We start from the raw sequence: 11,253 nt of genomic DNA, 5'->3' as shown, positions 1-11,253 counted from the left end.
GAACTTCGGCATTATTATTGGGGCTTTTATTGCTTCGGCGGCTGGTGGCTTATTCAAGTTCACCAAAATCACTAAGGGTAATTTTGCAGCATCCGTCATTGGTGGCTTGATGATGGGCTATGGTGCACGCTTGGCATTTGGTTGCAATATCGGTGCTTATTTTGGTGGTATCGCTTCTTTCAGCTTACACGGCTATATTTGGGGCATACTCGCCATGGCAGGCACCTTCTTGGCTCTGTACTTACGTCCTGTGTTCGGATTGTCAGTACCAAAATCTAATGACTCAGTCTGCTAATAAAGATAACCATACGAGAATAAAAAAACAGCCGATTCAATCGGCTGTTTTTTATTCACTAAACTAGAGCGTGTCATCAATTAGATTATTAGAGTTGAGTCGATATTTATTGATCACTGCTCTGTATGTTACGAGCAATTACTAATGCCATACGTCCCGTGGCAGGTTGCTGTAAATGTGTCTGGCGACGATAAGAGTAATAGCGACTGTCGGCATAACTACAGTCAACAGGTAACTCATTCATAACCATAGCACCGGCAGCTTCCAACTGCATGGCAGCCAACTTAGGCAAATCAAGCTTAACTTTGTCATTGCCATTAGTACTGCTACTGGCAGACGGTATAGAAAATAATGCGACAAAATCATCCAGCTCTCTTGCTGACAGGGCTTGGTTTTCTTTGCACCCTGCTAATAGCTTATCACGGACATCTACACTCACCTCGTAATTCGCCTGACTGATACACACGCCTATCCAAGCCTTAATCGGTAGCGTGTCATCAAACCTATTTACAGCCGCTTTAATCACGCCACAAGCCAGTCCTTGCCAGCCTGCATGAATCGCTGCTATCTGTCCAGTTGCAGGCTGGTATAAGACAACAGGCACACAGTCGGCAGTCATTATCGCCAATCCAATACCTGATTGCTGACTAACCATCGCATCCGCTGCCACGGGCGCCATGCTTAAGACAGGCGCATCGACATCGTGAATCTGCCTACCATGAACTTGATTAACCCAATGCAAACGTCTAATCGGCGTATTTTGAAGACTTTTCGATGACAGGCTTATAAAGCTTGCATTAATAGCAGACAACAATCCCATGCGATTGTGCAAGACCTTTGCCGCATCGTCATTGACATGCAGCCCTAAATTAAGCTCACCATAACTCGCCTGACCTGGTTGCAATGCGCTTGTCTGTGCTGCAGACTCGCTGCTTGAGTCAAGCGAGTGAACCGTCTCATTAGGAAACGCAGCCGTTTGAAAAACAGCGACATCATCAATTTGCGCAAGCAACGTCATTGGAATCGTATTCATCATGGCCAAAATTCACTATCTTTATGAATCGGTTTTATGCCAACGACAGGGCGTTACAGCATGGTTTATGAGTAACTTTACCAGACTGATTATTCGTCATCATAGCCATCACTTAACACAGCGATCAGTTTTTGCATGTCTTCTGGTAGCGGCGTGGTCACTTCCACATCTTCACCTGTCGTAGGATGCACGAACCCTAAAGTATAAGCATGCAACGCTTGACGCGGGAAGTTATTAATTGCTTGACGCTGCGCTTCCGTGAGACCTGAACGTAACTGGCGACGCCCACCATAAACGCGATCACCAACGATCGGATAGGTCACATGACTTAAGTGCACACGAATTTGATGCGTACGCCCTGTCTCAAGCCCTACATCTAAAAGGCAATAGTTTTCATTAAGTGGTGTCACATCTAATAAGTGAGTAACCGCCTCACGCCCTGCTGTCATGACTGTCATTTTCGTGCGTTGATTGCGATGACGACCAATTGGTGCATCGATGCGACGGTGGCGCAGCAGGCTTGCCTGATCACCTGCGACCACACACTTATAATGGCGATATACGGATTTGTCTTTTAGCTGCTCCATCAGTGCCATTTGAGAAGGTTTTGTTTTACCGATGAGTAATAATCCAGAGGTATCCTTATCAATCCGATGCACCAGACCTGCGCGCGGTAGATGGTGCTGCTGTGGATAGTGATATAGTAGCGCATTGACCAAAGTGCCGGTTTGATTACCCGCACCAGGATGCACGACCATGCCGACAGGTTTGTCGATAACGAGCACTTCATCATCTTCATAGACAACATCGATATCTATATTTTCTGGTTGGTCTTCACTATGCTGCTCTAACGTCGCTGATAGATGCAACACATCATCGGCTTTGACGCGAACCTTTGGCTTTTGCACACTACCGTTATAGAGCAAATTGCCATCAGTGATCCAACCTTGTATCTGCACACGCGAGAAATCTTTGAATGCTAGCGAGGCAACTTTATCAATACGCAGACCTGACTCATCTTCTGTGACCGTGTGGGTCAGATCTATCACGACTGGCACTGCTTGACCTACACCTGAAGTTTCATCATCGCTATCGTCGATGTCATCACAGTCTTCATCGCTATTTAGCAACGCTGTTTCTGATAAATCCGCTTCAATTGACGTTGCATCATCATGCACTGTCTCATCAGGTGTGGGCTGATTGTTGTCAGGTAACTCACTATCTTTTAAAACATCATTTGGCATCGGTGACTCTTGTGCTGATGAATCAGTATCTAACGACTGATTCGGTGGTAAATGGGTGGTCATAGCATTATTATTCATAATAAATGGGTACGTAGTAAAGTCCTTAACATGATGTCATTAGAGAACTTTTTAAAAAAAATTACAAAAAAATAGTCTGCCCATTGCTAATTTATCACTCATCGTGAAAGCAATCATCATCAAAAAAAACGGCAGCAATATCACGATAGTGTACCATGCCAAGTGCTTAAGCCCTATAGAAGCTATTCCTAATCTATCATTTTTACTTAGAGCTTACTTGCACCAAGACTCAATGATTAACTCTCCCAAATATGACATTGCTGTAATTTACTGTATATTTAACAGTATCAGCGACATTCGATATCGCTCGTGATAGCCGCTCATGCTAAAATGCCGAACTGAAATGGAATATGATGAAAAAATAGACGAAGCAAACGTTATTCTATAAAGTATGAGTATATTTTGCTGTATGCTATGGCACTGAATTAAAAAATGACTTTCTTATTAAAAGATGTTGAACATTCACACATAGGCACTGCTTAATGTTCAACACACTTTAGAGTGAGATGTCATCTTGACCTCGTACACTATTAAAATAAACCGCATTCAATAAAAATCATGTTGATGATAAGTCTGCTTAACGATAAATATAATCAATAACAGACAGTTACGAGGTAGCACCATCATCGCTTTTTATTATTAACCTTTTATATAGCATAATGACGCTGCTGTTATTATGCGTCCTGTGTCGGAGAAGAAGTATGCAAGCTGTTGGCAACACGTTTATCAAACTGTCCTCAATAACCCTACTTACCCTAAGTGTCAGCCTAGTGGGTTGTCAGACTTTTAAGAACCTGAGTGGCGGCGGCGAAGAAGATACGGCGGTAGAAACTGCTGAAAAATCTGAACAAAGTTACTATAACGAGGCCATCGAACAGATTGAGCAAGGTCATTACAATCAGTCTATTGAAGACTTGACCAACCTGCGTACCTTTTACCCTACTAGTCAGTACGCTGAACAAGCATTACTCGATATGATGTATGCACAATATGCGAGTGGTGAGTACGAAATGGCAGCGGCTAGTGCTGAGCAATTTATCCGCCTATACCCTTCTAACCCACAAATCAGCTATGCTTACTACGTACGCGGTGTGGCCAATATGGAGGGTTCATCAGAAGGCTTTAAACTGTTCAAGCTCAATCAAGCTGAACGCGATACCGCCTATCTACGTATTGCCTTTGCTAACTTTCAAGAGCTGGTCGGTAAATACCCAAACAGCCCTTATGCACCAGATGCAGCACAGCGTATGACTTTTATTTACAATCAATTTGCTGAAAGTGAGATGGCTGCTGCCAATTGGTATATCGAGCGCGAGGCTTATGTTGCCGCTGCCAACCGTGCTAAATGGGTATTTCAATATTACCCACTCAGTGAATCTATCCCAAAAGCCCTGACTGTCTTAGCCTATAGTTATGACAAACTGGGTCTAACCGATCTATCAAATGAGTACAAAACCCTATTACAAATTAACTATCCTAATCAGTTAACCAGTAATGGTAATGTGAAGCTAGATACCAAACGTGATAGTAGTTGGCTGAATAAACTGACCTTTGGAAAGCTGGGTCGCTCAAGCGTAGAAGATAAATCAGTAGGGACAGGTCAATATAATGGTGCGACCAAAACTCAGATAATCCGTAATGCCAATCAGCTAAGATTGCCTAGCGCCAATGCAGCTCCTGCTAACGCGCCAGCTGCCAATGTTGCGCCTGCACGTGGTACAAACGGCAATCCGCAAAACAGTCAGCCACCAGTAGGCATCACTCAACCAAACCAAGATGCTCCTATGGTTCCATAATCTCTCAAGCTATAATTTTTCAAACTATAGCCCCTTAATCTATAGTCACTTAACATGAATAACAAAGACTTATTGCATTATATAAAATGCGTTTTCGTACTTCATAACAAGTGACTTAGATGCTGTATCATAAAAAAATAAGGTCAACGATAATGTTGGCCTTATTTTTCTGTTTCTATAACACGCTTTGTGTTCCAACCTGATTGACCTATGGTAAACTGTTTTTTGTATGAGCATTCCAAACCATATTCTTGAACAATTAAATAGCCAAGCTGACTTAATCAGTATTATTGGGCGTCATACCACGCTTAAACGAGCAGGTAATGAATATAAAGGCTGTTGCCCTTTTCATGGCGAAAAATCTCCTTCATTTTATGTCAATCCACAAAAAAACATCTATCATTGCTTTGGATGCGGTGCCAGTGGTAATGCCATCAGTTTTTTTCGCGATTATGAAGGCTTGACCTTTATTGAGGCCGTTAATGAGCTATCAAAGCAAACCGGTATTGAAGTCCCCAAAGAAGAACAGCAAAACGTCAGCTATCAGCGTAGCGTACCCAAACCTGCCGCTCCTAAGCCGATTCTACCTCAGCCTGCACCCAATGCCACGAACGACCAAAGCAGCCTAAGTCCAGAAAACTCAAACCAAAGCGGTTTAGAACAAAGCCATGTACCGCCGATTAGTTACGATGAAAATAGCTACAACGACTATCCGCCACTAGATGCCTACGACTCTGTTCCTTATCCGGCAGACGCTTATGATGCAGGTAATTACGGTCCAGACTATCAAGGCGATACGAGCTATCCACCAACTTGGCTCAGCGGCAGCGATGAAGGTGCCGACCTACAGGGTATGGATAGCCAATCTAATACAGATGGCAACCTCTATGATTTATTAGAGCAAATTCAGCAGTTTTATCAGCACAATCTCACTACTCATCCACATGCCAAGCATTATTTTTTATCGCGTGGCATCACTGAGGATATTTTTGAGACATTTGGGTTGGGCTACGCGCCATTTGGTTGGCAGCATCTCGAGCATCAGTTCCCACAGGATATCGAGGGTCTCAAAGCGTTAGGCTTAGTGCGTCAGTCAGAATCAGGACGTGATTACGACCTATTACGAGATCGAGTCATCTTTCCGATTCGGGACAATCAAGGCCGTACTATCGGCTTTGGTGGTCGAGCGCTAGACGACGAGGTAAAGCCCAAATACATCAACTCATCTGACTCACCCGTTTTTCATAAGCAGCATGTGCTGTATGGCTATTATGAGTCTCGCCAGCAACGTGCCAATGACTGGCTCGTGGTCGAAGGCTATATGGATGTTATTGCCCTTTATCAGGCAGGTATCTATGGTGCTGTTGCCTCTATGGGCACAGCGATCAACGAGAGCCAAATATCACGACTGCTGACGCTGAACCCTACCCTAACACTCAGCTTCGATGGGGATAGCGCTGGACAAAAAGCCGCTTGGCGCACGCTAGAGGTCGCCCTGCCTGTATTGGCCGATGACAAAGAGCTGAGGTTTTTGAGCTTACCTAACGGTCATGATCCTGATACTTTTATCAAGAGTCAGGGCAGTGATGCCATGCGTGAGCAGATCACCAATGCCATGCCATTGTCGCAGTATATTTTTGCGTATTTAAGTGAGCGTTACGATCTGACCTTGGTAGAGGGTAAAGCCAAGCTCATGTCCCAAGTACGCTCATTAACCATGGCATTGCCCAAAGGCAGTAGCTTTAAGTACTTGCTGAACAATGATGTGTATCAAAAGCTGGGCGGCAAGCGCAGTCAAAACGTCGAGGCAAAAGACGCGCTGCTAGATTTTGATGGTGACATGACCATCAGTCAGCAATTGCAGCTGTGTTTTTTATTCCAGCCACGCGCATTGCTTGAAGACCCGATTGAGTCAATTTGGCAGCAGTCAGGATTGACTAACTTAAAGCTACCCGCTCATATTCAGCAAAAAGCCGCTGACGATGTATTACGTTCAATCGCATGGGAGGACTTGCAAGATACTGCGCTATTGGACGTGGTCACTACCATAAAGCGTTGCCTAAAGTACTTACCAACAGACGCCAATGCAGCAGCACATTTTGTATTATCGAATCTCAACCCAGCAAACCAAACCACTTTAAGCAGTAGCTGGGGTGGGTTTTATAGAGCATTAACTACCAGAAATGTGCTAAGCCTTGATGACTTGATAGAAGAGTTAGTAAGCTCACTACTCGAACGTAATATAAAAAAGAAAATGCAAGAGCTGATAAAAAATCCTGACCATATCAAACAAGCAATAGTTCGTATCCAAGCACAGCATCTAAGTAACTGGCTACGTGCGCAACACGCCGAACGCTCATCGCAAATGGTCACGGTTCAATCTTAGTATTGAATATTAGTATTGACCCTTATTTTTGTAAATAAAACATCAACCCTTTAAAAGTATAGCAGCTGCCCCCACTACTAATGATTATGCCGAGTAGTCAAAACCGCATCCAAAATAATGTTAAACATTGAACTGATAGCAAATAATCAGTAGAAAATGGTCGGTAAATATCACTGTCTCGTGCTTGATTACTGTGGTCTGTGTTAAACTATGCGGCTGTATATTTGCAGCATTGCTTAGTGAAAGATTATAAGCATGCATCGTCAGGCACAAATTTTAGGTATTATTTTTAATTAGCAGTTTTGAACGAATACTATTTTGAAGTATTTTTTAATGTTTAGCTGTTTTTCAGCATTGTTATTGTAGTGTTTTGAGCCTTTATTCATATCCACTCATTTTTGATATTATTGACAACCTCTACGCCACATTTTGATCAATCGACTGATAAGATCAACGCACCCAGCCAGCGATAGCGCGTCACAATATAAAAATGTCCGATGCAAGTAAGCGAGTATTTATGAACGATAAGTCAGTTTCTAAGTCCACATCTCAACTGGCCACCTTAATCCAAATGGGTAAAGAGCAAGGTTATCTAACCTATGCTGAGGTGAATGACCAACTGCCCGACTCTATTACCGAAAGCGATCAGATCGAAGATATTGTGCAAATGCTAACTGACGTTGGTATTAAAATCTTTGAATCTGCCCCTGATGCCGATGACATCTTGATGAACGATGATTCAAGTGATGATGACATGGCAGCAGATGAGGCGGCGGCAGTACTAGCCTCTGTTGAAACTGAGCCTGGTCGCACCACTGACCCTGTACGCATGTATATGCGCGAAATGGGTACCGTCGATCTACTGACCCGTGAAGGTGAGATTGCCATTGCCAAACGTATCGAAGAAGGTATTCGTGACGTACAGCATGCCATGTCTTACTGGCCTGGTACGGTACAGTTCGTCCTCGATGAATATCAAAAAGTACAGGATGGCGACAAAAAGCTTTCTGATGTCATCACTGGTTTCTTAGATCCTGAAACCGAAGCAGATAAAATCGCTGCTCAAGAAGCAAAAGAAGCAGCGAAAGAAGAGCGTGAGCGTATCAAAGAAGAGAAAGAAAACCCACCACCAGTCAAAGCAAAAGAAACGGCGCTTGACGACGATGATGAAGATGACGAAGACGAAGAAGAAACCAGCGGCATCGATCTAGAAGAAGTACGCTTGCGTCTAGAAGAAATCGAAAACCTATTTATCAAAGCCAAGCAAGCCTTAATCGACTATGGTCGTGGCAGCGCACAAGCGGATGAAGCTTATGCACAGCTTGCAGAACGCTTTATGATGTTAAAACTGAACAACCGCTTGTCAGATCAAGTTATGGCTATCATGCATGATGTCTATGATGACGTCCGTAAGCAAGAGCGTCAAATCATGCGTCTAGTGATTCGCCGTGGTCGTATGCCGCGCGATGAGTTCCGTAAAACCTTCCCTAGTAATGAAACCAATGTTGATTGGCTCATTGAGCGTATCAAAGGCAAACCTGCTTTTGCTGGTACGTTAGAAAAAGTCACTGACGACGTTATTCTACTCCAACGTAGAATTCGTGATTACGAGCAAAAGCTCGACATGAAAATCCACGACATGAAAGACGTGGCACGCCGTATGGCAGTTGGTGAAGCAAAAGCTCGCCGCGCCAAAAAAGAAATGGTCGAAGCCAACCTACGTTTGGTTATCTCAATCGCTAAGAAATACACCAACCGTGGTCTACAGTTCTTGGATCTGATTCAAGAAGGTAACATCGGTCTGATGAAAGCGGTTGATAAGTTTGAATATCGCCGTGGTTATAAGTTCTCGACCTATGCGACATGGTGGATTCGTCAGGCGATTACCCGCTCTATCGCTGACCAAGCGCGCACCATTCGTATTCCTGTGCATATGATTGAGACCATTAATAAGATAAACCGTGTCTCACGTCAGTTGCTACAAGAAATGGGACGCGAGCCAACGCCTGAGGAATTGGGCGAACGTTTAGAGATGGACGAAGTCAAAGTCCGTAAAGTGCTTAAGATTGCAAAAGAGCCTATCTCAATGGAAACCCCTATCGGTGATGATGAAGATTCACATCTAGGTGATTTCATTGAAGATGGTACGATCTCAAGCCCTGTCGATGATGCGACATCTGCTGGCCTACAAGAAGCCACTCGCGATGTATTAGGTAACCTGACTGAGCGTGAAGCGCGTGTATTAAAAATGCGTTTCGGTATCGATATGCCAACGGATCATACATTGGAAGAAGTCGGTAAGCAGTTCGATGTGACACGTGAGCGTATCCGTCAGATCGAGGCAAAAGCACTGCGTAAATTGCGTCATCCGTCACGCTCTGAGCACTTGCGTTCGTTCCTTGAAAATGACTAAGATCAAAACAGAATGCGTACCAATAAAAAAGCCGAGTTAATCTCGGCTTTTTTGTGTTTTTGAATATGATACTATTAATACAAAGTTAATGTGCGCCTAGGCTTTGCTCAGCATCTGGTTTATCATGTACACCAAAACTGTCTATCATCGCTTGGCTCGCCTCGTTCAAACCAATGAGCTCTACCTCAGTGCCTTCGCGGCGAAATTTAATAATCACTTTATCTATCGCAGCAACTGCTGTCACATCCCAAAAATGCGCGCGCGACACATCAATCACCACGTTAGAGACAGATTCCTTAATATCAAAGGAGTCAATCATACGCTCTGCTGATGAAAAAAATACTTGCCCATCAACTTGATAATAACGCGTTTGCGATGCTGCATCCATGTGGCTATGCACACTCATATAGCGCTCAATCTTATTGGCAAAGAACAATGCTGACAGCAATACACCGATCAATACGCCATAGGCCAAGTTATGCGTCGCAACCACCACAGCGACAGTCGTAATCATGACGACATTGCTTTGTAACGGCTTGGTTTTTAGCTCCTTAAACGAGCCCCAGTTAAAAGTACCAATAGACACCATAATCATCACAGCGACTAATGCAGCCATTGGAATAATCTTTAACCAATCGCTTAAGAATACTACCATCAATAATAAAAACACACCTGCTACTAAGGTAGAGAGACGCGTATAACCACCTGATTTGACGTTGATAATCGACTGACCAATCATCGCACAGCCTGCCATTCCACCAAAAAAGCTACTAACGACATTAGCAATACCTTGACCCTTGCACTCTTGCGTACGGTCGCCTTTGGTATCGGTCAAATCATCTACAATAGTCATGGTCATCATCGACTCAAGCAAGCCAACTATCGCCAAACTGATAGAATACGGAAAAATAATGATCAATGTATCTAAGTTCAACGGGATATCAGGTATCAAAAACATCGGCAGGGTATCAGGTAGCTGCCCCATATCATTGATGGTTCGAGCCTCTGCACCTAGTAAGATGGCTACAACCGTGACCAGTACAATACTGACCAATGGCGATGGAATCACTTTACCGATCTTTGGAATGTATGGATAGCCATAGATAACGACGAGGCCTAATGCCACAAGACCATAAACATGTACTAAGTTTGAACCTGCCTGCGGCATCAACTCAGGAACCTGTGACATAAAAATCAAAATAGCCAAGGCGTTGATAAAGCCCAGCACCACAGATTGAGACACATATTTCATCAGATTGCCCAGCTTTAAGAAGCCAAAGATGATCTGTATAACACCTGTCAGCACACTGGCTGCTAACAAATACTGCAATCCATAGTCTTTGACCAGCGTCACCATCAATAACGCCATTGCACCAGTCGCCGCTGAAATCATCGCTGGACGACCACCGACAAACGCAATCACTACCGCGATACAAAATGAGGCATAGAGCCCTACTTGGGGATCGACACCTGCAATGATAGAAAACGCAATTGCTTCAGGAATAAGCGCCAAAGCAACGACCATGCCAGCCAAGACATCGCCGCGCGCATTGGATAGCCAATGCTCTTTAATTGTATTTAACATATTTAACTCAGTTTTTAGAAACTGCTATAGTCTGTCCATAAACGAGGTATCTAATCATTATTTGGAAAACATTTAATTGGAAAGCATCTAAAAAATAGTTAAGATCAGCTCACATAAAAAGTCTGACACATCTCTAGCTAGGCACGTCTCTATTTAGGTACCTTGCCCATTACCTGTCAGATAATAAATATAAAAATGTGAACGATCATAGTTAGCGAGTTATCGTCATAACATACTTTTTAGTGGTGTAATCTTCATAATCCACTAGATATATCGAATAATGATACAAACGTTAAAGCAGTGCATGCGCACAAGAAAAAGCGTTAGACGCTTTATGAGAGTAATTGCTATAAGAGCAATTATTACTGAGGAGAGGTACAGCTAGGGTGGCGTATTCATCTTTATGGTGGCAGCTTTTGTAGA

The 11,253-nt window shown here is 43.5% G+C and carries 7 protein-coding genes; 4 read left to right on the top strand and 3 right to left on the bottom strand.

The annotated features are described in order from the left end of the window. The coding region (locus ACT3RN_RS11905; protein WP_442069879.1) for a YeeE/YedE thiosulfate transporter family protein at nucleotides 1–295 on the top strand (295 nt) is incomplete at its 5' end. A 106-nt stretch (nucleotides 296–401) separates the two neighbouring features. Here the strand turns inward: ACT3RN_RS11905 and ACT3RN_RS11900 are convergent. Beyond that, nucleotides 402–1,331, bottom strand: coding sequence for a polyphenol oxidase family protein (locus tag ACT3RN_RS11900; protein WP_192519066.1), 930 nt, complete (start codon nucleotides 1,329–1,331; stop codon nucleotides 402–404). Between the two features lie 86 nt (nucleotides 1,332–1,417). Then, nucleotides 1,418–2,635, bottom strand: coding sequence for an RluA family pseudouridine synthase (locus ACT3RN_RS11895; RefSeq protein WP_192519073.1), 1,218 nt, complete (start codon nucleotides 2,633–2,635; stop codon nucleotides 1,418–1,420). A 716-nt stretch (nucleotides 2,636–3,351) separates the two neighbouring features. Between ACT3RN_RS11895 and ACT3RN_RS11890 the strand changes: the two genes are divergently transcribed. From ACT3RN_RS11890 to rpoD, 3 genes are all read left to right on the top strand, one after another. After that, a complete protein-coding gene (locus ACT3RN_RS11890; RefSeq protein ID WP_192519067.1) occupies nucleotides 3,352–4,446 on the top strand; it encodes an outer membrane protein assembly factor BamD in 1,095 nt (364 codons plus the stop codon). Nucleotides 4,447–4,675: 229 nt separating this feature from the next. Further along, a complete protein-coding gene (locus ACT3RN_RS11885; protein WP_192519068.1) occupies nucleotides 4,676–6,832 on the top strand; it encodes a DNA primase in 2,157 nt (718 codons plus the stop codon). Between the two features lie 517 nt (nucleotides 6,833–7,349). Further along, nucleotides 7,350–9,245: an RNA polymerase sigma factor RpoD gene (gene rpoD, locus ACT3RN_RS11880; protein WP_192519069.1), complete on the top strand. Its 1,896-nt coding sequence runs from the start codon at nucleotides 7,350–7,352 to the stop codon at nucleotides 9,243–9,245. Nucleotides 9,246–9,330: 85 nt separating this feature from the next. Here rpoD and ACT3RN_RS11875 read toward each other — a convergent pair whose 3' ends face one another. Beyond that, complete coding sequence (locus ACT3RN_RS11875) at nucleotides 9,331–10,830, bottom strand: SulP family inorganic anion transporter (RefSeq protein WP_192519070.1); 1,500 nt, start codon at nucleotides 10,828–10,830, stop codon at nucleotides 9,331–9,333. Nucleotides 10,831–11,253: the final 423 nt, after the last annotated feature.

Origin of the sequence: Psychrobacter sp. AOP5-GZ1-6 (genome assembly GCF_052376345.1) — a bacterium.
Classification (GTDB): domain Bacteria; phylum Pseudomonadota; class Gammaproteobacteria; order Pseudomonadales; family Moraxellaceae; genus Psychrobacter.
The sequence above is the reverse complement of the archived record's forward strand: the minus strand, read 5'-3'. Positions and strand labels throughout refer to the sequence as shown.

Coding starts and splice junctions, on each gene's coding strand:
- ACT3RN_RS11900 (WP_192519066.1), bottom strand. CDS start 1,331: ATGATGAATACGATTCCAATGACGTTGCTTGCGCAAATTGATGATGTC.
- ACT3RN_RS11895 (WP_192519073.1), bottom strand. CDS start 2,635: ATGACCACCCATTTACCACCGAATCAGTCGTTAGATACTGATTCATCA.
- ACT3RN_RS11890 (WP_192519067.1), top strand. CDS start 3,352: ATGCAAGCTGTTGGCAACACGTTTATCAAACTGTCCTCAATAACCCTA.
- ACT3RN_RS11885 (WP_192519068.1), top strand. CDS start 4,676: ATGAGCATTCCAAACCATATTCTTGAACAATTAAATAGCCAAGCTGAC.
- rpoD (WP_192519069.1), top strand. CDS start 7,350: ATGAACGATAAGTCAGTTTCTAAGTCCACATCTCAACTGGCCACCTTA.
- ACT3RN_RS11875 (WP_192519070.1), bottom strand. CDS start 10,830: ATGTTAAATACAATTAAAGAGCATTGGCTATCCAATGCGCGCGGCGAT.